16 protein-coding genes are annotated in these 25,031 nt (G+C 51.1%); 11 read left to right on the plus strand and 5 right to left on the minus strand.

Translation table 11 applies throughout. From position 1 onward, the window contains the following. The first annotated feature begins 144 nt into the window (after nucleotides 1-144). The gene (gene cysZ, locus SHEW_RS12330; protein ID WP_011866177.1) at nucleotides 145-918 is read left to right on the plus strand and encodes a sulfate transporter CysZ; all 774 of its coding nucleotides are present in this window, start codon (nucleotides 145-147) and stop codon (nucleotides 916-918) included. A 50-nt stretch (nucleotides 919-968) separates the two neighbouring features. Here the strand turns inward: cysZ and SHEW_RS12335 are convergent, their stop codons facing one another. Next, nucleotides 969-2,213 carry an RDD family protein gene (locus tag SHEW_RS12335; RefSeq protein ID WP_011866178.1) on the minus strand — a complete coding sequence of 415 codons (1,245 nt, stop codon included), beginning with the start codon at nucleotides 2,211-2,213 and terminating at the stop codon, nucleotides 969-971. A 263-nt stretch (nucleotides 2,214-2,476) separates the two neighbouring features. On the opposite strand from SHEW_RS12335, the gene cysK reads away from it, so the two are divergent. Continuing rightward, entirely contained in the window at nucleotides 2,477-3,445 is a 969-nt protein-coding gene (gene cysK, locus SHEW_RS12340) for a cysteine synthase A (RefSeq protein WP_011866179.1), read from the plus strand. Between the two features lie 62 nt (nucleotides 3,446-3,507). Here the strand turns inward: cysK and SHEW_RS12345 are convergent, their stop codons facing one another. Beyond that, complete coding sequence (locus SHEW_RS12345; RefSeq protein WP_011866180.1) at nucleotides 3,508-4,164, minus strand: TetR/AcrR family transcriptional regulator; 657 nt, start codon at nucleotides 4,162-4,164, stop codon at nucleotides 3,508-3,510. Nucleotides 4,165-4,419: 255 nt separating this feature from the next. On the opposite strand from SHEW_RS12345, the gene SHEW_RS12350 reads away from it, so the two are divergent. Both SHEW_RS12350 and SHEW_RS12355 read left to right on the plus strand, forming a co-directional pair. After that, entirely contained in the window at nucleotides 4,420-5,487 is a 1,068-nt protein-coding gene (locus tag SHEW_RS12350) for a methyltransferase (RefSeq protein WP_011866181.1), read from the plus strand. A gap of 979 nt (nucleotides 5,488-6,466) precedes the next feature. Then, nucleotides 6,467-9,154, plus strand: a complete 2,688-nt coding sequence (locus SHEW_RS12355) for a TonB-dependent receptor (RefSeq protein WP_011866182.1) — start codon at nucleotides 6,467-6,469, stop codon at nucleotides 9,152-9,154. Nucleotides 9,155-9,226: 72 nt separating this feature from the next. Here SHEW_RS12355 and yfcC read toward each other — a convergent pair whose 3' ends face one another. Beyond that, a complete protein-coding gene (yfcC, locus tag SHEW_RS12360; RefSeq protein ID WP_011866183.1) occupies nucleotides 9,227-10,756 on the minus strand; it encodes a putative basic amino acid antiporter YfcC in 1,530 nt (509 codons plus the stop codon). Nucleotides 10,757-11,098: 342 nt separating this feature from the next. Here yfcC and SHEW_RS12365 point away from each other — a divergent pair, with 342 nt between their 5' ends. Further along, the gene (locus SHEW_RS12365) at nucleotides 11,099-12,013 is read left to right on the plus strand and encodes a LysR substrate-binding domain-containing protein (protein WP_011866184.1); all 915 of its coding nucleotides are present in this window, start codon (nucleotides 11,099-11,101) and stop codon (nucleotides 12,011-12,013) included. Nucleotides 12,014-12,147: 134 nt separating this feature from the next. Here SHEW_RS12365 and focA read toward each other — a convergent pair whose 3' ends face one another. Further along, nucleotides 12,148-13,674 carry a formate transporter FocA gene (gene focA / locus SHEW_RS12370; RefSeq protein ID WP_011866185.1) on the minus strand — a complete coding sequence of 509 codons (1,527 nt, stop codon included), beginning with the start codon at nucleotides 13,672-13,674 and terminating at the stop codon, nucleotides 12,148-12,150. 960 nt (nucleotides 13,675-14,634) lie between these two features. On the opposite strand from focA, the gene SHEW_RS12375 reads away from it, so the two are divergent. From SHEW_RS12375 to pflA, 3 genes are all read left to right on the plus strand, one after another. Beyond that, nucleotides 14,635-16,167, plus strand: a complete 1,533-nt coding sequence (locus SHEW_RS12375; RefSeq protein ID WP_011866186.1) for a DUF3360 family protein — start codon at nucleotides 14,635-14,637, stop codon at nucleotides 16,165-16,167. 564 nt (nucleotides 16,168-16,731) lie between these two features. Further along, nucleotides 16,732-19,014 (plus strand): formate C-acetyltransferase, encoded by a 2,283-nt coding sequence (gene pflB / locus SHEW_RS12380; RefSeq protein WP_011866187.1) that lies wholly within the window; start codon nucleotides 16,732-16,734, stop codon nucleotides 19,012-19,014. Nucleotides 19,015-19,117: 103 nt separating this feature from the next. Next, nucleotides 19,118-19,858: a pyruvate formate lyase 1-activating protein gene (pflA, locus tag SHEW_RS12385; RefSeq protein ID WP_011866188.1), complete on the plus strand. Its 741-nt coding sequence runs from the start codon at nucleotides 19,118-19,120 to the stop codon at nucleotides 19,856-19,858. Between the two features lie 6 nt (nucleotides 19,859-19,864). Here the strand turns inward: pflA and yfbV are convergent, their stop codons facing one another. Next, nucleotides 19,865-20,308, minus strand: a complete 444-nt coding sequence (gene yfbV / locus SHEW_RS12390) for a terminus macrodomain insulation protein YfbV (RefSeq protein WP_011866189.1) — start codon at nucleotides 20,306-20,308, stop codon at nucleotides 19,865-19,867. Nucleotides 20,309-20,503: 195 nt separating this feature from the next. On the opposite strand from yfbV, the gene ackA reads away from it, so the two are divergent. The 3 genes from ackA (at nucleotide 20,504) to SHEW_RS12405 (ending at nucleotide 24,694) form a co-directional block, all read left to right on the plus strand. Then, complete coding sequence (ackA, locus tag SHEW_RS12395) at nucleotides 20,504-21,700, plus strand: acetate kinase (RefSeq protein WP_011866190.1); 1,197 nt, start codon at nucleotides 20,504-20,506, stop codon at nucleotides 21,698-21,700. Between the two features lie 96 nt (nucleotides 21,701-21,796). Then, entirely contained in the window at nucleotides 21,797-23,935 is a 2,139-nt protein-coding gene (gene pta / locus SHEW_RS12400; RefSeq protein ID WP_011866191.1) for a phosphate acetyltransferase, read from the plus strand. Between the two features lie 327 nt (nucleotides 23,936-24,262). Beyond that, nucleotides 24,263-24,694 carry a hypothetical protein gene (locus SHEW_RS12405; RefSeq protein WP_011866192.1) on the plus strand — a complete coding sequence of 144 codons (432 nt, stop codon included), beginning with the start codon at nucleotides 24,263-24,265 and terminating at the stop codon, nucleotides 24,692-24,694. The last annotated feature ends 337 nt before the right edge of the window (nucleotides 24,695-25,031 follow it).

Consider the following 25,031-nt stretch of genomic DNA (forward strand, 5'->3'; position numbering starts at 1 on the left):
GTTATTATTGCTAGCCACTTTATCAAAGCATGCCGCATTTTGTAACGTTTTTTCTGTTACGCGGCGTGATTTCACCCTTGTTTTTACAACAGGGCTGACACACAATCGGCCTTAAGCAAGACATAAGGATATTCTGATAAGACTATGAATCAAAAAGCAAGCAAGCCCGCTAAGAGTGGCGTGAACTATTTTCTCGACGGCTTTCGGCTGATCAAACAACCGGGGCTGAGACGCTTCGTCTTCATCCCGCTGAGCGTCAACCTGGTGCTGTTTGCGGCGGTGATCTACTTCGCCATCGGCCAGCTGGAGCAGGTGTTTCAATGGATCAATGGTCAACTGCCAGAGTACCTGAGCTGGCTGAACTTCCTGCTCTGGCCGCTGGCGGTGCTCACCCTCTTGGTGGTGCTCTCCTTTATCTTCAGCTCCGTCATGAACTGGATAGCCGCCCCCTTCAACGGCCTGCTGGCGGAGAAGGTTGAGCAGTATCTCACCGGCAAAGACCTCAATACCGGCGGCACCATAGATTTGATTAAAGATCTGCCACGCATCCTGGGGCGCGAGTGGATAAAACTGAAATATTACCTGCCCAGAGCCATATTGTTTCTCATCCTCTTCTGGGTGCCTTTTATCGGCCAGACCGCCGCGCCTGTGCTCTGGTTCCTGTTTAGCGCCTGGATGATGGCGATCCAATACTGTGACTATCCCTTCGATAACCACAAGGTGCCTTTTAATGATATGAAGTTTGCCCTCAATCAGACCAAGGGCAGCAGCTTTAGCTTCGGCGCAGCGGTGACCCTGTTTTCGATGATCCCCATTATCAACTTTATCGTGATGCCGGTCGCCATCTGTGGCGCCACCTCTATGTGGGTCGACAAATACCGCGCCGCCTATCGCAATGAGCAGATTGCGCCTGAATAAAGCTCACTTCAAAAGAAAAGGCCTGCAGTTGCAGGCCTTTTTATTACGAATCAGGCGCCACCGTATACCTCAGGGGAGCTCTCCTCTGCTGGGATTTCTCTTGGCTTAGAGAGATCAACAACGACAGTTTCTGAGATCTTATCTTGAATCGCCTGACGGTTAGCATCCCAATATATCTGTAGGAATCCGAGTAAACCTGTGGCGAAACCGGCGCCATAACCACCATATCGCCCAAAGGCATCCCATAACGAGATAGATGAGGCATCCAGCGGCACCACCCGAATGTTGAGCAGCTTCTTACCCAGTGTCTGACCATCGAACCAGGCGGTAAAGATAGTGAAGTAGAAGGCGGCCCAGCCAAAGCCGAGCCCGAGATCGTTTAAGATGCCTTTGGCCCATTCCAGCAGGCTGTAGGGCGAAGGCTTATCTTCCTCCTCATCAAGTTTATCCGGGTCAATCCCGAGCGCTGCTGGCTCATCCATTAAGGCTTGTTGGCTTGACTCGCTTGCCTCTTGCTCCACCGTGCTTTGTTTCACCGTCTCTTGCTTCAGTGCTTCTTGCTGCAGTGCTTCTGGCTTCACCGCGTCTTGCTTAACCTCGCCTTGCTTTACAGCAAAGCCATTAGGGTAAGCCTGCTTTAGGCGCTGCATCAGTGCTTGTTTTTCCTGACTCGGCAGAGACAGCTCGTCGATCAGCTGAGATGCCAGCGCCACTTTCTCCCTGTCGCTTGCCTCTAAGCTGTCCATCGCGCTAAGCAGCTTAGTTAATTTCTCGTCGGCGCAGCTTGCCTCCTCACACAGGCTAAGGGCTATTATCTGCGGCATGACCTTAAGTGCATTCAGCGACTCCGCCTGCTGACCCGTAGTTTGCGCCACTTTCTCCCCGTCTTTACCTTTATCCGCATCGCCGTAGGAGATGATGTTGTCGCTGGTGACCCAGATTGTCATCAAGAGCATGGCAAGATAGAGGCCCCACTTCAAAGCCTTGCCCAGTTGATGGCTGCGACGCTCAATCACTAAGGTTAAACCGACCAGGAGAATAAACAGGGCGCCGGCCTGCTCAGCTAATACGCTAATCAGCAAACCATCGATCAGCATCGCTAGGCCACGCTTGAGTGGCGAGGCCAGCGGGGTATAGAGCAGCTCTGGCGCTACATGAAAGGCGAAGGGGGTGACTATTGTCTTAGGGTCCTTGCTCTTAGGATCTTTGGTCTTACGATCTTTGGAGTTTGGAGCTTTTGTCTTAGATTTTTTAGCTGAATCAGGGCTCGCAGATTGATGCGCTGTGCTCGGCATATTTGCCACATCCCCTATCCTATCGTTTGTGCTGCTCACTCATCTGCTCCCTGCGATTTATTCTGCTTATTTTGGCTAGCGGGCTTGATACATTTCGCTAACTTATCAATAGGATCCCCATTAGACCAGCCCCCTTAGCGATGTAATTATGATATAAGTGACAGCTTTTATAACAGAAAAGAATAACGAAGATGAAACTATCATTTCTAATGCGCCCAAACCACACTATGATTTAGCTGTATACATTAAGGAGCAAGTAATCCATGAGTAAAATTTTCGAAGACAATTCATATACCATAGGTAATACACCTCTTGTTCGCCTAAATCGCGTCAGCAAGGGAAATGTGCTCGCCAAGGTTGAGGCCCGTAACCCTAGCTTTAGTGTAAAGTGTCGTATTGGCGCGAATATGATTTGGGACGCCGAAAAGAAGGGCTTGCTCACTAAAGACAAAGAATTGATTGAGCCGACCTCAGGCAACACAGGTATTGCACTGGCCTATGTCGCCGCGGCCCGTGGTTATAAGCTAACCCTGACCATGCCAAACACCATGAGCCTCGAGCGTCGCAAACTGCTTAAAGCCTTGGGTGCCAATCTTGTGCTGACCGAAGGTGCCAAGGGTATGAAGGGCGCCATCGACAAGGCTGAAGAGCTGCGTCAATCTGCGCCAGAAAAATATCTGATCTTGGGCCAATTCGATAATCCAGCAAACCCAGAGATCCATGAGAAGACCACAGGTCCAGAGATCTGGAACGACACAGACGGTGAAGTCGATGTGGTTGTGGCGGGCGTGGGTACCGGCGGCACCATTACCGGTGTGAGTCGTTATATCAAGCAAACCCAAGGCAAGGCTATCACCTCGGTTGCAGTTGAGCCTGCAGACTCTCCTGTCATTGGCCAGACCATGGCCGGTCAACCTGTGCAGCCTGGTCCACATAAGATCCAAGGTATCGGCGCAGGTTTCATCCCAGGCAACCTAGACCTTGACGTGATCGATCGCGTAGAAGCCGTGACCAACGAAGAAGCGATCGAGATGGCCCAGCGCCTGATGAAAGAGGAAGGTATCCTGGTAGGTATCTCTTCGGGTGCAGCGGTTGTTGCGGCAAACCGTATCGCCGACTTGCCAGAGTTTGAAGGCAAGAACATAGTGGTGATCCTGCCATCTGCGGCCGAACGTTACCTCTCTTCTGTCCTGTTCCAAGGCCAATTTGGCGACGCGGAAAACGTTCAGTAAGACTCGCCTAATAAGGCTGGTTAGCTAACTTGAGGCCCCGATAGTTTTAAACTATTGGGGCTTTATTTTATGGCGCGCAGGATCTTGTCGATACAGGCGCCAAGGGTCTGCTGCAAAAAGTCGCTGTCCAGATTGCCACTGATAATGCTCTGATACTCCACCCAACGAATCAGCCCCAACAGCTGATGGGCATCGGCATTGGCCGTGGTTGATCCTAAGGCGGTAAAAAACTGCTCGATAGTGCTGACAAAGCCATTGTCCAACAGTTGAATCGCTTCGGCGAGCGCGGGATTGCGCAGCGCCTCTTCGTGAAACGCCACCTCCAGAATACGATCGTCCCTGTGACTCACTTGGGTTTGAATATGTTCACAGAGAAATTCGGTCAGATGCGCCGCCACCTTGTCCGGGGCCACTTGGTGACTGTCTGCCTTAAGCACCTCGAGCAGCTGAAAACTCTTCTGCTCTAGAGTGTTGTTCATCCACAGAGTTTTTTCGGCAAAGTAGGTTAAGGCGTCGCTGATCAGATCTTTGATATCTTTAAAGTAATAGGTGGTCGAGGCAAGCGGTACCTGCGCCTCTGTTGCCACGGCGCGATGACGCACGCCGCGAACCCCCTCCTTGACGATCAACCTTAGAGTCGCCTCTAAGATAGCCACGCGCCGCGCCTCACCATCGGCCCTGTGGGTGATACGTCCAACATAACTAAGAGGTTGCTGCATTTATTCTATCCTTATCGATCTAAACCATCGGCGACAGAGCTGATGCTATGTTAACACCGGAGTAACACTTGACCTAGCACAGCATCGTTACACGCCCCTCTCAACGATCAATAACGCCTTGTATCGTAGATAATTTCGGCTATCTTGGGACTGTTTTCGCGAGCCAGGTCGATAAAACGACATAGACTTGATGTCCTCAGCAGGGGATCGGGCTAGAGTGGATGGCATTTCACTCACTCAAGCGTCAGGACTCTGATGGACTTTTACCAATCGCCGAAACAGATATCGGCATTTGATGCCAAATTTGAAGCACAAAAAATCGCATTCGCTCCAATAACCTTCCAGGTTGCCCGTTGCCTGCTGAAATTCGATCTATTAGCCCAAATCGAAGCTAAACCTGGCTCGAGCCGCCCACAGCTCGCGAGTCTGGTTGATCTATCAGACTATGCCGTCGGTGTCCTGCTGGATATGGCCCTGAGCATGGGACTCGTCTGGCAAGATGATCAAGGCTTTCACCTGGACAAGATAGGCCACTTCCTGCTTCACGATGAGATGTCCAGAGTCAACCTTAACTTCAACCATGACGTTTGTTATCAAGGGATGTTCGAGCTCGACAAGGCATTGGAGAATGGCGAAGCCAGTGGTCTGAAGGTGTTTGGCGATTGGCAGACCATCTATCCTGGCCTAAGCCAGCTGCCACCGGCGGCCAAGCAGAGCTGGTTCGAATTCGACCACTTCTATTCCGATCACGCCTTTGGCACTGTGCTGCCACTGATCTTTAAGGCCGAGCCGAAGACACTGGTGGATATAGGTGGTAACACGGGAAAATGGGCACTCGCCTGCACCCGCTACGATGCCGAGGTCGAAGTCACCATCATGGATCTCCCGGGTCAGCTGAAGGTCGCCATGGAAAATGCCAAAGACAAGGGCTTGAGTGACCGTATCCATGGCTTCGAATGCGATCTGTTAAAGGCAGATACGCCCTTCTTTAAGGGAGGGGATCTTTACTGGATGAGTCAGTTCTTAGATTGCTTCTCCGAGGAGCAGATACTGACCATATTAAAACTAGCCGCCGCCAATATGGCTTCCCATAGCGAACTCTGTATCTTAGAGACCTTCTGGGACAGACAACCCTGCGAAGCCGGTGCCTATTGTGTCAATGCCACCTCGCTCTACTTCACTGCCATGGCAAACGGCAATAGCCGCATGTACCACTCGAAAGATCTGCTCAAGCTGATCTCATCGGCGGGCCTCTATGTCGACGAGGATATCGATAACATAGGACTAGGTCATACCTTGCTGCGCTGTCGTAGAAAGCCTTAAATACTTAAACCTAAATTCTTAAATCTTTAACCTTAAATCTTTAACCTTAAAAATCTTAGGTAGACCAATGACCTCAGGTATGCGGTCTACCTAGCTCTCGACTTTCTCTAGTCTCTATAGTACCGATGTGTACTCTGTTAAATAGCGCTAGGTTTGGGTTAATAGATGTATAGACGCTAGATTAATTAGCTTAATAGCCAATTCGACAGGGCCAACTGTGTTGCTAAGCACCTTCTCAGCCAACAAACCGTCGCCCGTCAAAGTGACTTCTCTTTCCCTTTCCCTTTCCCTTTTCCTTCCTTTTGCCCTCTCATTGGTGCAAATAGTCGAGCGGAAAAGAGCAACACAGATTTAACAAGCCTAACCCTCAAACTTAATAATAATGACTTATCATGAGCGCCAAATAGACCATGAATTAAGAAAAACACCGCACATTAGTATTAGAATTTAATCCCCTCACACCTTGCCGTTAACAATATACAAACAATTAAACAGACATGAATAGCGGTGATTTTGGTCACAAACAAATCATTTCCACAATATTTTTCATATTTTTTGTATTTTTTTTAAATAACAAACAGCACAAGTAAAAAACAACTAGACACAAAAACAAAAACAAATGAAAAACAAATAATCGCACAAGATTTCACGCCACCTTTACAAGCGACCACAAAAAATAACATTAGGAAGCGTTTTGAAATAAATCGCTTATTTAACACCCATCTTGCAATGTTAATTGTTTTTTCTTTGTTAAAAAAAGGATAAAAATCTAAGTGCGTGAGTAGGCGTATCGGCTGTAGCCACCTTGTTGCAGTTGTTACCTCTCTATGATTATATCGAGCACGAGGTAAAGATTTATCAATATAAGTAAATATTTGAAAAGTTTTTACTAAATAAAGATCGACACTTAGATCGAATACAAACGGTCAGTCCATAAGTGTTAAATCAAAAATTAAAATAAGTCTCAGGGAGAAACACAATGCAGCCTAATTCTATATTGGCTAAAGCTGTTCGTTTCGCATTAATTGGTGGTGCCGCGACGGCAGCACTAAGCGTACCTGCCGTTTATTCGGCGGACGAAGACAGCGTAGAACGTATTCAAGTAACAGGTTCACGTATTAAGCGTACCGATATGGAAACGGCTACACCTGTTACCGTCATGAGCGCAGAAGACATGGCGAAACAGGGTTTCACTAACGTTCAAGATGCGTTGGAAAGCCTAACTTCAACCACCAGTGCAATGACCACCCAGTCAGTTCATGGTTTCACACCAGCCGCCTCATCTATCAGTCTACGTGGCGCCGGTGCTAACCGTACTTTGACACTGATCAATGGTAAGCGTCTAAACCAATATCCAAAGCCATCTGGTGGTACCGATAACTTCGTAGATACTGCTAACCTACCTATGGAAGCGGTACAACGTATCGAAGTACTGCAATCTGGTGGTTCTGCTATTTACGGTGCTGACGCCGTTGGTGGTGTGATCAACATCATCCTGAAAAAAGACTTCGAAGGTGTAGCACTTAAGTACCGTCACGGTGACACCACAAACGGTGGCGGCGGAAGTGACCGTATCGCGCTTTCTCTAGGTGCTTCATCTGATCGCGGTAACGTATCGACTTTCATCGAATTTACCGATAACGAGCAGCTAAAAGCGACTGATCGTGAAAACTTCGGTCTACACACTGACAAAGTACCATACAGCGAATTTTCTGCTTACAGCTCATACGGTGCTCGCATCGTAGGTTCTGGTACTGGCGCACGTCAACTGACTGAAGAAGAATGTACCGCTGGCGGTTACCTGTGGACTGGCTCTCTGTGTGGTTTCGACCGTTCAGAATGGCGCGACCTACAACCTAAGAGCTCACGTTTCATCAGCTCAACCAACTTCAACTATGAGCTGGCCGATGACATTAGCTTCGTAGGTCGTTTAGATTTCGCCGAAGCGAAATCTACCACTAACATCGAGCCTATGGCGATCAATGACTACGACATCAAAGTCGCAGGCAACAGCGTCACCGTAAGCAATGGCGATCTAAGCAAGACTTTCAACGACAAGACTACTGCCCTAGGCGGTGACTTCGCCAACGCAACCGATGGTGATTACAACTACCTACGTCGTCTACACGAGTTCAGCAACCGTGCTGGCGAGACTAAGACGCGTAACTACTTCTTCACCGCTGGTCTGGAAGGCACACTGGCTGATGAATACAGCTGGGATGCATCAGTTAACTACGGCCGTACTAACGTAGACGTGTTCCGCAGTGGCTATGCTACTGTTGGCGGCATGTTCGACTACATCACTGCCGGTGAAAACGGCAACTCTCTGCTGAAGAACATGAGCGCAGAAGATGTAGAACAAGCCTCTTACTCACCATTTGAGAAGGCTCAGTCTACTCAGAAGAACATCCAGGCTAACATCTCTGGTATGGCGTTCGAAATGCCAGCGGGTGACGCTCAGTTTGCATTCGGTGCTGAGTACACAGAGCAAGACTATGAAACCAACACAGATTCAGAGTCTAAGAAAGGTAACATCCTTACCACTGGTGGTTCTTCAGGTGCCGGTGAGCGTTCTTTCTGGGCAACTTATGCCGAATTGAGCCTACCTGTTCTTGACGTACTGACTGTCGACGCGGCACTACGTTATGACCGCTACGATGATTTCGGTGGCAACCTGTCTCCACAGTTGACTATTGAATACCGTCCACTAAGCGAACTATTGGTTCGTGGTTCTATCAGCTCAGTATTCCGCGCACCAGACATGCATCGTGTATATGGTGATGCGACTAAGGGCTTCTCTACTGTTATCGATTTCAAACAGTGTCAAGCACTTGGTGGTATTCCAGGTCAGGGCTACCCAGGCGATGAAACACTGAATGCTGTTTGTAAGGAACTTCACGTAGACACTACAACAGGTGCTAACAAAGATCTGGAAGCCGAAACTGGTTACACAGCTAACATAGGCGCGGTATGGGGCGGTGATGCACTCAACGCATCATTCGACCTATGGGAATGGAAACTGGATGACATGGTTAGCGACATCAGCGCTAGCAAGGCTGCTCGTGAATACGAACAGTACGAAAGCATGCTGACTCGTGATGCAAGCGGCACTATCACTCACGTGAACGCCGTTGCACAGAACCTGGCATTCCAAAAAGTACGTGGTTTAGATATCACTGCTGGTTATAGCTGGGATCTGGACAACATTGGTGAGCTGAAGCTTAACTTCACCGGTACTTACATCCTGTTGTCTGAGTACCAACTGTCACCAACTGATCCAGTTGAAGACGATCTAGAAAACGGTGGTCTGCCACAGTACCGTGCAAACGTTGTACTGGGTTACTACATCGATGACTTCGAAGCGACCTTAGGTGCTTACCACACTGCGCGTATGCACGGTGTTCAATACAAGACGTTCAAGCAATCTGCTATCGACAACAACGAAGCATTCGACGAAAGCGCACACGAAGTGGCATCACAAACTAAGTGGAACCTGACTGCAGGTTACAACATCACTGATGCTATCAAGGTGAAAGCTGGCGTAGTTAACCTGTTCGATGCAGGTCCTAACTTTGACCCAACCGATACTTCTTGGCCGCACTACCCACGTTCAGTGTACAACGCACGTGGTCGTGAGTGGTTCCTAGAAGGTGAAGTGAAGTTCTAATCTAACTGAACTTTAATGAAAAAACGGCATCCTAGGATGCCGTTTTTTATTGCCAAAATTAAAAACTTGCTCTTAGACAAAGCCGAGATAATGAGCGGCGACTACCACTAGGCTAGAGACCAAAAACAGCGCTAGCATGAAACGCCAGATAAACTTGACCCAAATACCCCAATCGACACGGCATACCCCTAATGTGGCCATCAACGACGCCGACGTCGGCACCAGCACATTGGTGAAGCCATCCCCCAACTGAAAGGCCAACACGGCCACCTGACGCGACACGCCGACGATATCGGCAAGGGGCGCCATCAAGGGCATGGTCAAGGCGGCCTGGCCCGATCCCGAGGTCACAAAGAAGTTAAACACCGACTGGAACAGCAACATAAACCAGGCCGAGGCGACCGCAGGTAATTGGCCAATCAAGCTGCCTGCGCTGTTGAGTAAAGTGTTGAGTACGCTAGGTTCATCAGGCTTACCGCCACCGAGAAGCAGCAAGATCCCCGAGGCGCAGCCTACCAGCAGAGCTGGCTCAAGCATGGTGCCAGCACCTTGCTTGAAGCTGGTCGCCATACGATTCAGCGTCATACCATTGAGCCTGAAGATCACCGCAATCATCCCCACCACAATCCCCATGGCAAAGAACTGACTAGCAATTTCAGGAATAAACCAGGCGTTAGCGACAACGCCCCAAATCACCCAGATAACCGTTAGCAAGATGGTGAGCAGCACCAGACTATCGCCAAGGTTAAACCGGCTCTGTAACTCGTTCGCTCCATGATGCTCGCGAAAATATCTGTCCGACTCATAACAGAGTGAGCTTTGGGGGTTGGCCTGGATCTTGGCGCCGTAGCGCATGGTGAAGATCACCCCCATCAGGGTGAAGCCTGCCCACATGACGCCCCTCACCCCAGCGCCGGAAAGCACTGGAATCCCAGCGATGCCCTGGGCAATCGCCACGCTGAAGGGATTCATCCAAGAGCTGGCAAAGCCCACCTGAGTCGCCACATAGGTCACCATCACTGTGGTGATGCCGTCGAACCCTAAACGTATCATCAAAGGGCAGATGATGATGGCAAAGGCGATCGCCTCCTCCCCCATGCCAAACACGGCGCCGCCAAGGGAGAACAGGATAAAGAGCACGGGAATGAAGAGGCGCTCGTTACCCTGGGTCTTATCAATAAGCCTTATGATGCCGTTATCTATGGTGCCAGTCTCCATCACTATGCCGAAGGCGCCGCCTATCACCAGCATAAACATGATCACCCCTATGGCGGTGCCCCATTTAGAACCCGAGGTTAAGCCTTCGAAGGCAAAGTTAAAGAAACCTACGCCTCCCCCTCCCTCAAATAGGGCTACCGGTTGCTTGAGATGCTCTCCGGCCTCATCCAGGCTAAAGCGAAACGAGTTCGGGTCGACCACACTACGCTGTTTTTCGACGCCATCGGCAAGATAATGGATCTCCTGGGTCTCGAAGGAGCCAACAGGTACCAGATAGGTCAACAACATGGCGGCTAGCGCCACGAAGAAGATGATCACTAAAGTATCGGGTAAAGGAATTTTCTTTTGCGGGTTCACCGCCGGGGAAGGCGCTTGATTTGCCATTGTTTTTCCATGGTTATTCTTGGAATCTAAGTTGTTGCCCGCCAATATAAACCAATTCCCTTTTCACTGCACAAGAATCCCCCGCGCTGGCCAATAATGGATAACCCTCAGACCAGGCGGCCATATTGCTCAAGCATCCCTGGATAGGATTCACGTATTGGTCAAAATTGTCATGGGGCGCACAAGACGCCGCCAAAGAGTGAGGCAGGTCGAGTAACTTAGATAAAATCAACGCTTTACTTGTGAAAGCACTCGGTCGCTCATACAATCAATATCACACAAGCATCAATTTTATTGATAGTTTTCTTTATTGTTTAAATCAGTTAGGACGCCAAAAGCTCGATGAAGTACTCACTAAAACAAATCATGGTGTTCGATGCCGTAGCCAGCCTGGAAAGTGTGAGTGCCGCGGCGCGAAAACTGTCGATGACTCAGTCTGCAGTCAGCATGTCCCTTGGCCAGTTGGAAAACCTGCTCGGCCGCCCGCTGTTTATCAGACAGGGCAATCGCCTCACCCTCAGCCACTGGGGAAACTGGTTACGCCCAAGGGCAAGACGCCTGCTGCAAGATGCACAACAGATCGAACTAGGCCTTCACGAACAACACCTTATAAGTGGTCGTTTCCGTTTATGCTCGAGTCAGACGGCCGCCGAACATCTGCTGCCTGAGCTCATCAGTAAAATCGATACCGATTTTCCTGAACTTAGGATCGAGCTCACAGTGGAGAATACCGAGAACGTGGTCGAGGGCTTACTTAATTACGAATATGACTTTGGCATCATAGAAGGCCGCAACGACGACAGCCGTCTCTATCAGGAGCAATGGTTAGACGATCATCTGGTGGTAGTCGCCTCGCCTCACCACCCCTACGCCAAGCAAACCAACATCAGCCTGGCGCAGCTTGAACAGGCAAGATGGGTGCTGCGCGAACAAGGCGCCGGGACCCGCCGCATCTTCGAGGGAGCCATCCACGGCGTCATCGAAAAGCTTCACGTATGGAAAGAGTATGAGCATGTCTCCCTGCTCAAGGCCTTGGTGAAAAATGGCCCCTATCTGAGTAGCCTGCCTTTCCTGGATGTGGAGAAAGAGGTCGCCGCCGGCGAGCTGGTTATCTTACCAACGCCGCAACTCAATATGCAGAGGCACCTCTCTTTCGTGTGGCGCTGCGATTCAGGCGAGAATCCGCTACGTGACTGCGTGATCACCGAGGCCAGACGCCTGAGCAAACATCGCCAGCACGCCAAAGGCAATAAATAGCGAATTTGGTTAGTTGCACAACTCACTGCCTGCTTAACTCATAGGTAATATGAGTAGGCAATTCGGCTAGCTGTTCGGTAAACATTAAAAAGGGGCATTCGCCCCTTTTTAATGTTTACAGCTGGTCTTGGACACTATTCGTAGATGGCGCATACCTTGGCTACGATGGACTCTCGGTTAATCACCCCAACTAACTTGCCTTCACTGACCACAGGAAAACAGCTGGGCTTACTGGCGCTGGCATGGCGCAGTCGCTCCTCGTAACTGGCATAGGTATGGCCAGTCAGCACCCCCATGTCACTCACGGGAAACAGCTTGTCACGGTCTACCACCATCACCTCAATAAGATCGGCCACCGCATCATCAGGGGTTACCGTCAGCACCCTGGTCTGCATCAGATCGGCCACCTTGTAGCTAATGCCACGAACAAACTCTTCTGACCATAGGCTACGCAGCAGATCTTGCTGAGAGACAAACCCCAGCAGGCGTTGCTTAGCATCAACCACGGGCGCGCCGCGGAGCTGCTTCTCGTTGAGCTGCTTAAGCCCCTCATATACAGACAGCTCGGGGGCTAGGGTAAAAGGTGTCTGCTCCATCAGCACGCTGACATTTAATTTTTGAATCGATTTAGGCATTTGGGTCTCTCCCCTGCAAGCTTTACTAGATAATATTGAGATTGAATTTGCAGCGAGTTCGCTGCCGTTGTCCTGTCTGTTACTCTGATCACTGCGGCTTAACACAGGTTCGAGATGCACCGTCATAGATGTCACCTGAGCGAGTGGGCCAACATGTGCCTTACTTGAATCTATCCACCAGTAACCCAGCCCCACCACTAGGCCACCGCCGACGATATTGCCCGCGGTCACAGGGATAAGGTTATTGGTCAGAAAATGAAGCAGCGTCAGATCACTAAATTGCTCGGCGGTAAATCCGGGGATCTGATACCAGTCCCAGATGGCCAACTGCTTAATGGCGATCCCCAGCGGCACCATGAAGAGATTGGCTATGCTGTGCTCGAAGCCGCTGCTGACAAACATCGCCACGGGTAGCATCAACAAGATGGCCTTAGTCAGCGCCTCCTTACTGGCGAAGGTCATCCAAACCCCTAAACAAACCAGCATGTTACATAAGATGCCCAGTGCGAACGCCTGGCCCCAGGAGTGGTGCAGCTTATGTTGGGCGACCTTCAAGGCGTTGAGTCCCCAGAGTCCACCGTCTAACAGATACATCTTGGCACTGAGGATCAAAGCCAGCATGATCATGGCGCCGCAAAAGTTACCCAGATAGACGCGTCCCCAACAGGCCAGCAGCTCCCGCGTGCTGACACGTTTCTGCGCCCAGGCGACGCTGCTCAGTACGCTACTGGTAAACAGCTCACCACCACAGATCACCACCAACATCAGCCCCAAGCTAAAGGCCAGGCCGCCAACGAGTCGTACCATGCCCCAATCGCCAGATGCCCCCGTGGTAACGGTGAGATAAAACACGAAGGCGAGCGCGATAAAGGCGCCGGCAAACATCGCCTGGCCGATAGACTGCATCGCCTGCTTAGTTACCTTCTCCTGACCATAAGTCGCGACGCGTTGACACAGACTAGGCTCGCTCGAAGGCGCTGGCTCGACCCGCCTGGCTGCAAGTGGCACTAGATTAGGTATCGTCATGGCGCGTCCATCTCCAGCCGAGCGTAAAACAGGGGTGAAATTTCATTAACATCATCTCCGCAAGTGCCAAGTCCCGAAAGACGGCTATTGATTAATAAATGTTTTTACAAAGAGTTAGCCTATTGCTTCACTCTCTGATGCCGAGATTAGCCATTAAAAAGGCGAAATAAAATTTGATAATAATGAATGAAACAATCAGTAAAATTGATAACCAAACCTGGAGGTAATCAAGTTGTTAAGTCAGCAACAAATAACCTTTAAAACGATTAAATACAATAAGTTATAAGAAAACATGTGTTAATTAGGAAAATAGAGATAAAAGCGCCCATGAGGTGTAAAGGCGTGCGGCTCACCAAGCAAACTGGCAACTAACCACCTATTGCCTAAGCTATAAGGCATCTTGATTAACATCCCTGGCGAGTCCTTTGTGTGGGCGCGCTGGAGGCGAAGCGGCAGACGCAGATGAGCATTTTCGAGACGCGACGCACATCGCACAGGCTTTTTGTGAAGCCTGCCCCAGCCAAAAATGTGAGCCGTGCGAGGCATCTCTAATTTGCTGAGAATGGGGGGAGTGGCTCCCAAAAGTGACAAAAGGCGCGATCCATATCCAAACGCAATATATATGCCTAATGTAAAAATTGATCTGAAATGGCGATACAAGATGTTAACTAGCTCCCAAATCATCTAATCACCAGTTTCAAGTTTATTGATAGTTAATGTCAGGTGAAATTCACTATGTTAAGATTTATGAGGTAAATTGGTCAGACCAATTTTAAACAGCGTTAGGGATGCAACTGCTCGCCGGATTTAGGGTGTTTTATCCATTCTAGGGGGCGGACAAGTTACTCGAGTGGCACCTGGGGGTTTTTCAACAAACGACACTCGCTGACTTGCAAGGATTACCTCTAAGTCTTCATCGAATTGATGAGTCAATAAGTTCTTTTCGGAGAATGAGAAATTATGTCAGAAACAGTCAAAAAAGAAGAGATGGAAGCCTCTGAGCTGACTTACAAGGCGCTTCACCGTCCTGCCAGCGAGTTTGCCACTCGTGAAGAATATTTAGACCACGAATTACAGATCATGAAGCCCAGACGTTGGGGCCTCAACCTGCCGGGACGCGACTTCCGCTTCGAGTGGGAAGACTTAGTACCCGCCATCGCTGGTACTATCGGCATCACGGTAATGTATTCCGCCGTAATGGCCGCCTGGGCTTCGGGCCTGAGTGAGCGCTGGGAACACATCAACCTGGGCGCCGAATTCGCCATTCAGGTGGTTCGCGTCGAAATGCTCATCCCCGCCCTGCTCTTCTGTATCATCAGTTCCGGCTTTATCAACCCTCGCGCTAACCTTGGCGGCAACCACGGCCCCATGATCCCACTTATCGGTACCATCGCCTTAGCTGGCGCGCACCCATTAGCGCTTGCGATCCTACTGGGTATCTTTGGTCTGTTGCTCAGTTACTTTAAAGGTGGCTCCAGGTTGGTGAACCTCACCTCCAGCGGCGTCGCGGGGGGACTCTTGGTCTTCCTGGGCTTCATGGGCGCCAAGAGTCAGATCACCTCGCTGTTTGACTGGGCCGGTGGCCTGCAGGCCAAGCACGCCCTGGACTATAGCCTGGGTTATGTTGCCTTCTTCATCCTCTTGGTGAACGTTGTCCTGTACGCCTATCTGGCCAAGGTGGGTAAACGCTGGCTGGCTATTCCGCTTTGTTCAATCGCGGCAATTGCGCTGGCCTTCGCCCTCGGCGCCGGCTTAGATCTGCAGTTTGTTACCGCACCTGGCATCCCTAACCTGAACCCAGTGTACTGGTGGGGCTCTACCGAACACGGCTGGCAGCTAGGCTTACCTAACTTCGAGCACTTCATCGCGTCGCTGCCTTTCGCCATCCTGGCGGTTGCCATGTGGTCACCAGACTTCCTCGGTCACCGTATCTTCCAAGAGCTGAACTACCCTAAAGGCACAGAGAAAGTGCTGATGGATGTGGATGACACCATGACCACCTGCTCACTACGTCAAATCGTCGGTACGGCTGTGGGTGGCGGTAACATCACCTCTTCATGGGGTACCTATATGATCCCGGCGGCGATCGCTAAGCGTCCTATTCCTGCCGGCGCCATCTTACTGGGCAGCCTGTGTATCATAGTCGCGGTACTGGGTTACCCAATGGATGTCACCGTATGGCGTCCAGTAATGTCAATCGCGCTGCTGGTTGGCGTATTCCTGCCACTACTGGAAGCCGGCATGCAGATGGTGAAAGACACCCAAAGCAGCCAGGCGGCGGGGATCTGTATCTTCGCCTCATTCGTCGCCAACCCTGTGCTGGCCTGGGCGCTTACCATGCTATTAGACAATAACGGCCTGATTGGTGATAAAGAACGTGCCGCTAGCCTGAGCCTAGCCGACAGGCTGATCATTCCGGGTCTGGCCTTTGTTATCTGTCTCGCCGCCATGCTCGCGGTGGGGATGATTCAAGGGATCCCGGCGCTACTTTAATCGCGCAAACGACAACGAAGAGGGCTTAGGCCCTCTTCATTTTTATCTCCCCTATACTTACATCAAACTTGCTGATAACAGGCATCAATATGCCCTATGGGCATGGTGCTCATAACGCCAGGGAATCGCCCTTATCCTCGATGTCATTGGCAGTCATACAAAGGTGTGAACCACCTCGCGCAAATAACCGACTCTTAGGTGAGATGCAAACGAAATTTTGCGCCAAAAATGATAACCCGATAGCAATTTTGGCATTAACTCGGGCAAAAGCGGACCGATTCAGATGCAGCGTCTAGGGAGATATGGTACTATGCACATGGTTAATTGGTCTTACCAATTTAACGATAACCGAATCGATTTAGACAGTGAGTGTCAAACGGCTTCGGATATCGCGTAAAACAGATTCAAATCGACACGGTTTACCGGTTCGATAATTCAGTTCCCATCATCCGGGTAATACATTGAAGGGAGCTGCGAAGAATAGCTATTGGTGTATCGCAACGTCTGCAGTGACAGCCTCTCGATAACCAATAACCTTTATCTCAAACAGAAGGTATTAGTACGATGACCGAAAAAACTGAGCTGTTCACCAAAGCGTGGGAAGGTTTTACTCCTGGTGATTGGAAGTCTGAAGTAAATGTACGCGACTTTATTCAAAAGAACTACAAGCCCTATGAAGGAGACGAATCTTTCCTAGCAGGCGCCACCGAAGCGACCAGTGCGCTTTGGGACAAAGTGATGGAAGGTATCAAACAGGAAAACCGCACCCACGCGCCGGTTGATTTCGATACCGACAAAGTCTCTACCATTACCTCTCATGCTGCAGGTTACATCGACCAAGATCTTGAAACCATTGTCGGTCTACAAACAGACGCGCCACTTAAGCGTGCCATGTTACCCAATGGCGGTATCCGCATGGTCGAAGGTTCATGCGCTGCCTATGGTCGTGAACTGGATCCAAACATCAAATATGTCTACTCAGAGCTGCGCAAGACCCACAACCAAGGCGTGTTCGACATCTACACCCCTGAGATCATGCGCTGCCGTAAGTCTGGCGTACTGACAGGTCTGCCAGATGCTTACGGCCGTGGTCGTATCATTGGTGACTACCGTCGTATCGCCCTGTACGGTATCGATTATCTGATGCAGGAAAAATTTGCCCAGTTCAGCTCACTGCAGGCGCAGTTTGAAGCGGGTGAAGATCTTTCAGCCACCATGCAACTACGCGAAGAGATCGCCGAGCAGCACAAAGCCCTGGGTCAGATGAAGCAGATGGCTGCCAGCTACGGCTGTGACATCTCAGGTCCTGCAACCAACGCTAAAGAAGCGATTCAGTGGACTTACTTCGGCTACCTGGCCGCAGTGAAGAGCCAAAACGGCGCCGCCATGTCTCTTGGCCGTACCTCTAGCTTCCTGGATATCTACATCGAGCGTGACATCAACAATGGCGTGTTGACCGAACAACAAGCCCAGGAGATGGTTGACCATTTCGTGATGAAGCTACGTATGGTGCGCTTCCTACGTACCCCTGAGTACGACGAGCTATTCTCTGGCGACCCAATCTGGGCTACCGAGTCTATCGCGGGTATGGGTCTTGATGGCCGTACTCTGGTGACTAAGTCTAGTTTCCGCTTCCTGCACACCCTATACAACATGGGTCCAAGCCCTGAGCCAAACATCACAGTGCTTTGGTCAGAGAAGCTACCACTTAACTTCAAGAAGTACTGCGCTAAGGTCTCTATCGATACCAGCTCTATTCAGTACGAAAACGATGACCTGATGCGTCCAGATTTCGATTCTGACGACTACGCCATCGCCTGTTGTGTGAGCCCTATGGTTGTTGGTAAGCACATGCAGTTCTTCGGTGCCCGCGCCAACCTGGCCAAGACCATGCTTTACGCCATCAACGGCGGTGTGGATGAGAAGCTTAAGACACAGATCGGCCCTAAATTTGAGCCAATCAAAGATGAAGTGCTGGACTTTGACGATGTGATGGGCCGCCTGGACACCATGATGGAGTGGTTAGCCACCCAATATGTGTCTGCACTGAACGCTATCCACTACATGCACGACAAGTACTCTTACGAAGCGGCCCTGATGGCGCTACATGACAGAGACGTACGTCGCACCATGGCTTGTGGTATCGCTGGTCTGTCTATTGCTGCCGACTCACTGTCTGCCATCAAGTTTGCCAAGGTTAAGCCAATTCGTGACGAAAACGGCATCGCCGTCGATTTCGACATCGAAGGTGAATATCCTAAGTTTGGTAACAACGATGCACGCGTCGATGACCTGGCTACCGAGCTGGTTGAGCGCTTCATGGCTAAGATCCGTCACAAGAAGATGTACCGTAACGCGATCCCGACTCAGTCTATCCTCACCATCACCTCAAACGTGGTTTATGGTAAGAAGACAGGGACGACACCAGACGGTCGTCCAGCCGGCGCGCCATTTGCACCGGGCGCAAACCCAATGCACGGCCGTGACGAGAAAGGCGCTATCGCCTCACTGACTTCAGTTGCCAAGCTGCCATTTGCTCACGCACAGGACGGTATCTCTTATACCTTCTCTATCGTGCCAAATGCCCTGGGTAAAGATGACGACGGTCGCCGCGCTAACCTGGCTGCGCTGATGGATGGTTACTTCGCTCACAATGAGACCCGCGAAGGTGGTCAGCACCTGAACGTGAACGTGATGAACCGCGAAATGCTGGAGGATGCAGTGGTTAACCCTGACAAATATCCACAGCTGACTATCCGTGTTTCTGGTTACGCCGTGCGCTTCAACGCACTGACACCAGAGCAGCAACAGGACGTCATTACACGTACTTTCACCAAAGGGATGTAATTTCCGTCAATCGAGCGGTCAAACGCTAGATTTTTGGTGAATATAAGCTAGGCTGTGCACTAATTTAGCACAGCCTACTTTAATTGAAGTTTTCGGAGTCACAATGACAGTAAAAGGGCGGATTCACTCACTGGAATCCTTTGGCACAGTTGACGGTCCCGGCATTCGGTTTATCACCTTTATGCAAGGCTGTTTGATGCGCTGCCAATACTGCCATAATCGTGATACCTGGGATCTTCACGGTGGACATGAAATCGAGGTCGACGTGCTGATGGAACAGATCATCAGCTATCGACCTTTTCTCGAGTCCAGCGGCGGAGGCGTCACCGCCAGTGGCGGCGAAGCCATACTGCAAGCCGAATTTGTCGCGGCCCTGTTCAAGGCCTGCAAAGCGCAAGGCATACACACCTGCCTAGACACCAACGGCTTCGTACGTAAATACACACCTGTTATCGATGAACTCCTCGATAACACAGACTTGGTGCTGCTCGATATCAAACATATCGATGACGACCAACACATCGCCTTAACCCATGTCAGCAATCATCGCACGCTGCAATTTGCCCAGTATCTCCAAAAACGCCAACAAAAAGTGTGGATACGCTATGTGGTCGTGGGCGGCTATACAGATGATATTGCTTCGGCAAAGGGCTTGGCAGAATTTATTAAACCTATGACCAACGTGGAGAAGGTGGAGCTACTGCCCTACCACGAGCTAGGAAAACACAAATGGGAAGCCATGGGCGAAGAGTACACCCTCAAGGATATCTCTCCCCCATCGCGCGAAACCATGGAACAGATTAAACAGGTGTTTGTGGAAGCCGGCATAACTGCCGTGTACTAACAAAGGTTAGAGCGCTTCCCAGTAGTGTTTATCGAGACGCTCGAAGGCCATCTTCAAGATGACCGCCATGTCCAGATAACAGGCACTAGCACCTAGCGGGGGACAAGCCACCCCCATCCCCTGGAGCTTGGCGGACAGATTATTGCCCCAATCCAGCAGAGAAAGTGGCAGCGGATGCTTAGCGCGCCAACCGAGCCAAAGCAAGCCTTGAATAGGCAAGCTGATAAAGAATAAGGCGATGGTGATAGCCTGAGGTAACCAGGCCCAGCCATACAGATAGAGTTGACTGCCGCCGGCCAGCAGGGCCAGCAGAGGCATCAAGCGAATCGCCAGAGCCGTCGCGCGGATCACGCGATACTCTGGAAAATAAAAACTAAGTTGTCTAACCATAGGCCAAGTCTTCATATAGCGACGACCGACCCCTAAGGTTTTTAACACTTGAACAGTCAATGATGACACCTAACACTTAAGAGACTGTCTTTACCATAGCACAAGGCGAGCGTCAGCCCCAAGCGACATCGCCTTGGCAGAGACCGAATCTTAATCTCAGGAACGAGAATTTAAAGCGACACCGGCCCTAGGCTTTGTGGTCATTTAATTTTGGTGAATGCCAGTCATTCACTCACTTTGCAAAAGGTTTTAAACATGTCTAACAAACTGGTTTTGGTACTAAACTGCGGCAGCTCATCACTGAAGTTCGCCATTATCGACGCGCTTACGGGTGACGACCAGATCTCAGGTCTAGCAGAGTGCTTTGGTCTGGAAGATTCACGCATCAAGTGGAAAGTCGATGGCAACAAATTCGAGTCTAAGCTAGGGGCCTTCACCGCCCACCGCGAGGCGGTCGAGTTTATCGTTAAAGAGATTCTGGGCCAGTATCCTGACGTCGCCGCCCAGATCCAGGCAATCGGTCACCGTGTGGTTCACGGTGGTGAGAAGTTTACCCATTCGGTGGTGATCGATGACAGCGTGATTGCGGGTATCGAAGATTGTGCCGCCCTGGCACCGCTACACAACCCAGCGCACCTTATCGGTATTCGCGCCGCCCAGGCCTCTTTCCCTGGCCTGCCACAGGTTGCCGTATTTGACACCGCCTTCCACCAAACCATGCCAGAGCGCGCCTTCGTGTATGCCCTGCCCTACAAACTCTATCGCGAACATGGCATCCGTCGCTACGGCATGCATGGCACCAGCCACCTGTTCGTGAGCCGCGAAGCCGCCAAGGCGCTGGGTAAAGAGTTAGCCGACACCAACGTCATCTGTGCCCACCTGGGTAACGGCGCGTCTGTCACCGCGGTTAAAGGCGGTAAGAGTGTCGATACCTCTATGGGTCTGACACCGCTCGAAGGTCTGGTCATGGGTACCCGCTGTGGTGACATCGACCCATCTATCATCTACCACCTGGTAGATCGTCTGGGTTACACCTTAGATGAAGTCAACAACCTGATGAACAAGCAGAGCGGTCTGCTGGGCATCTCTGAGCTGACTAACGACTGTCGCGGCATCGAAGAAGGCTACGCCGAAGGCCACAAGGGCGCGACGCTGGCGCTTGAGATCTTCTGCTACCGTCTGGCCAAATATATCGCCTCTTACACTGTGCCACTGGGTCGTCTGGACGCCTTGGTATTCACCGGCGGTATCGGTGAGAACTCAGATCTTATCCGTGAGAAGGTGCTTAACCTGCTCGCTATCTTCAACTTCGAAGTGGATCCAGCACGTAACCAGGCGGCACGCTTTGGTAACCAGGGTCAGATCACCACAGACAATGGCCCAGTTGCCATGGTGATCCCAACCAACGAAGAGTGGGTGATCGCCGAAGACGCCGTTTCACTGCTAAAGTAATGTTACCGAAGCAGTAAATGCTATCGCGGCGCCCTGCGCCGCCACCAATTTTGACAAGACCCGGCCGTATGTCTGGCCGGGGCATAAGAGGTAACTATGTCTCGCAATATTATGCTCATCCCCAATGGTACCGGCGTCGGCCTGACTTCTATCAGTCTAGGCATGGTACGCGCGCTGGAGCGCCACGGGGTAAAGGTGAGATTCTTCAAGCCTATCGCCCAGCAGCGCCCAACCGATAAGGGCCCTGAGCGTTCGACCACCATCCTAAGCAAGTCGCCGACGGTTAACCCGCTCGAGCCTTTCGACATGGCTCACGCCGAGCACTTGATCCGCACCGATCAGACAGATGTCCTGATGGAGCAGATCATCGCCCGCGCCACCGAGTGTGCCGACCCAAGCGAAACCCTGATCGTCGAAGGTCTGGTACAAACCCGCAACCACCCTTTCTCTGACGACATCAACTACGAGATCGCCAAGGCGCTGGATGCTGACATCATCTTCGTCGCCGCGCCGGGTAACGAAACCCCGACCGCCTTGATGAACCGTCTCGAAATCGCCCACAACGCCTGGGGTGGCAGCAAGAACAAACGTCTCATCGGCGCCATCATCAACAAGATTGGTGCCCCGGTAGACGATGAAGGCCGCGCCCGCCCGGATCTGTCAGAGGTGTTCGATCACCAGGATGTGCAGCGTCCAGACGCCGCTAGCATGTTCCAGCTTCCCGGTAAGAGTAAGCTGCGTATCCTAGGCAGCGTGCCATATAACTTGAATCTGGTCGCACCACGCGCCTCAGATTTGGCCAAGCACTTGAGTGCCCGCATCATCAACGCCGGCGAGATGAATACCCGTCGTCTGCGCAAGGTCACCTTCTGCGCCCGCAGTATTCCTAACATGGTTACCCACATCAAGACAGACTCTCTGCTGGTGACCTCGGGCGACCGCTCAGACGTTATCGTCTCTGCCTGTCTGGCGGCGATGAACGGCGTCAAGGTGGGTGCACTGCTGCTGACAGGTAGCTACGAGCCAGAGCCTGAGATCATGGCCCTGTGTGAGCAAGCCTTCGAGACAGGTTTGCCGGTATTCTTGATCGACACCAACACCTGGCAGACCTCGCTCAATATCCAGCGCTTCGACCATGAGGTGCCTGTGGATGATGCCGTGCGTATCGAAGAGGTGCAGGAATACGTTGCCAGCCATATCGACCAGAGCTGGGTAGAAAGCGTCACCATGAACTCACCGCGTGAGCACAGACTGTCGCCACCTGCGTTCCGCTATAAGCTCACCGAGCTTGCCCGCGCCGCGGCCAAGACAGTGGTACTGCCTGAGGGTGACGAACCAAGAACCATCGAAGCGGCCGCCATCTGCGCCGAACGTGGCATTGCCCGCTGTGTGCTGATTGGAAACCCTGAAGAGATCCAGCGTATCGCCAGCCAACAGGGTGTAACCCTGGGCGAAGGCGTTGAAATCATCGAGCCTGAAACCGCTCGTGAGCGCTATGTTGCGCCTATGGTTGAACTGCGTCGACACAAAGGCATGACAGAAGTGGTCGCCCGTGAGCAGCTGGAAGATAACATGGTACTGGGTACCATGATGCTGGCACAGGGTGAAGTCGACGGTATCGTCTCTGGTGCAGTAAACACCACGGCCAACACCATACGTCCGCCACTACAGCTGATCAAGACGGCGCCGGGTTCTAGCTTGGTTTCCTCTATCTTCTTCATGCTGATGCCGGATCAGGTACTGGTTTATGGTGACTGTGCCATCAACCCAGATCCAAACGCCGAGCAGCTGGCGGATATCGCCATTCAGTCGGCAGATAGCGCCGCGGCCTTCGGCATCGAGCCTAAGGTAGCCATGATCAGCTACTCAACCGGTAGCTCAGGCACAGGTTCAGACGTTGATAAGGTACGCGAAGCAACCCGTATCGCCAAGGAGAAACGCCCTGAGCTGGTGATCGACGGCCCATTGCAATATGACGCCGCCGTGATGCCAAACGTAGCTCAATCTAAGGCGCCAAACAGCCCAGTGGCCGGTCAGGCAACCGTGTTCGTCTTCCCGGATCTGAACACAGGTAACACCACCTACAAGGCGGTTCAGCGTAGTGCGGATCTGATCAGTATCGGCCCTATGCTACAAGGTATGCGCAAGCCGGTTAACGATCTGTCTCGTGGCGCCCTGGTAGACGACATCGTCTACACCATCGCACTGACGGCGATTCAAGCCTCACAGAACTAATCTGTACTCGCCATAAGATCGAAAAAGCCTGTCACAAGACAGGCTTTTTTTATACTCAAACGGTTTGGAAAGATTAAAAAATATTCAGAGATGCACAATGCGTCAAAAAATGACCACACAAATTTACCAATTAAGTTCAGTCACTTAAGAGTTATGCATCGACTCTTCAACATACTTGTCCACAGATTCTGTGGATAACCGTAACAATTTGTTCATTCAGATATGCCAGCCCAGCTCCTAAGAGTCAAGTACTTTTGACTGACGCGCCCCGCTTGCCAAGGCTTTAGAGAATCGCGATACTAGGCCAAAGCCTTTCGATTAAACCCTATGAAAAAATTACTCTTTATCTTCATTTTATTCTTAACGGCCTGCAGCCCAGACTCGGAAACCGTGTCGGGCGTCATGACACCTGAGCAGGTCTCATTAGGATTCTTTCGCGCTATCTATGTCGACAGAGATGTCGAGAAGGCCAAGCAGTTTGTCGATGAGCCGATGCAGAAGGTGCTGTCGCACTACTATATCGCCGCCTCGGTGCAGCGCCACGTGTTAAACCTTTCCATGCGCGACGTGACCCTGGAGATCGAAGAGATAGATATCGACTTCTTCCGCAAATTTACCAAGGATGTCACGGTGATCGTCAAGATGACGGGACTCAAGGGCGGCCAACCTTGGATAGACGATCGCACCATACGCCTGCACAAGGTTAATAAACGCTGGGTGATAGTGGAAATTTTGCCGGAGAAAGGCAACCTCAACTAAGCGCTAGTCTCTTCAAGCCCTAATCTCAACAAGCACTGGTCTCAACAACCTCTTGTCTCAACCTGAGTGGCCGATGCCAGAGTTCTAGCTTTGGAGGCCTAGCTTTAGAGACAGACCTAGCTTAGAGATCGAGCCTACACACGGGCAATAGTGTCGCCCATAAAGCGGCAAAACAATTAGCGTCACAACCACAAAAAAGAGCAGCCCTAGGGCTGCTCTTTCTGTCTGAAGACTCTCACCTTAACGCACCCAGTTAGACTCGGCACCTAAGTGAAAATTCAGTTTGGATATTTCCTTAATCCAAAAACGCTTCGTCATCCATCTCAACGGGTAATGA

This window comes from Shewanella loihica PV-4, assembly GCF_000016065.1.
GTDB classification, from domain to species: Bacteria; Pseudomonadota; Gammaproteobacteria; order Enterobacterales; family Shewanellaceae; genus Shewanella; species Shewanella loihica.

Coding starts and splice junctions, on each gene's coding strand:
- cysZ (WP_011866177.1), top strand. CDS start 145: ATGAATCAAAAAGCAAGCAAGCCCGCTAAGAGTGGCGTGAACTATTTT.
- SHEW_RS12335 (WP_011866178.1), bottom strand. CDS start 2,213: ATGCCGAGCACAGCGCATCAATCTGCGAGCCCTGATTCAGCTAAAAAA.
- cysK (WP_011866179.1), top strand. CDS start 2,477: ATGAGTAAAATTTTCGAAGACAATTCATATACCATAGGTAATACACCT.
- SHEW_RS12345 (WP_011866180.1), bottom strand. CDS start 4,164: ATGCAGCAACCTCTTAGTTATGTTGGACGTATCACCCACAGGGCCGAT.
- SHEW_RS12350 (WP_011866181.1), top strand. CDS start 4,420: ATGGACTTTTACCAATCGCCGAAACAGATATCGGCATTTGATGCCAAA.
- SHEW_RS12355 (WP_011866182.1), top strand. CDS start 6,467: ATGCAGCCTAATTCTATATTGGCTAAAGCTGTTCGTTTCGCATTAATT.
- yfcC (WP_011866183.1), bottom strand. CDS start 10,756: ATGGCAAATCAAGCGCCTTCCCCGGCGGTGAACCCGCAAAAGAAAATT.
- SHEW_RS12365 (WP_011866184.1), top strand. CDS start 11,099: ATGAAGTACTCACTAAAACAAATCATGGTGTTCGATGCCGTAGCCAGC.
- focA (WP_011866185.1), bottom strand. CDS start 13,674: ATGACGATACCTAATCTAGTGCCACTTGCAGCCAGGCGGGTCGAGCCA.
- SHEW_RS12375 (WP_011866186.1), top strand. CDS start 14,635: ATGTCAGAAACAGTCAAAAAAGAAGAGATGGAAGCCTCTGAGCTGACT.
- pflB (WP_011866187.1), top strand. CDS start 16,732: ATGACCGAAAAAACTGAGCTGTTCACCAAAGCGTGGGAAGGTTTTACT.
- pflA (WP_011866188.1), top strand. CDS start 19,118: ATGACAGTAAAAGGGCGGATTCACTCACTGGAATCCTTTGGCACAGTT.
- ackA (WP_011866190.1), top strand. CDS start 20,504: ATGTCTAACAAACTGGTTTTGGTACTAAACTGCGGCAGCTCATCACTG.
- pta (WP_011866191.1), top strand. CDS start 21,797: ATGTCTCGCAATATTATGCTCATCCCCAATGGTACCGGCGTCGGCCTG.
- SHEW_RS12405 (WP_011866192.1), top strand. CDS start 24,263: ATGAAAAAATTACTCTTTATCTTCATTTTATTCTTAACGGCCTGCAGC.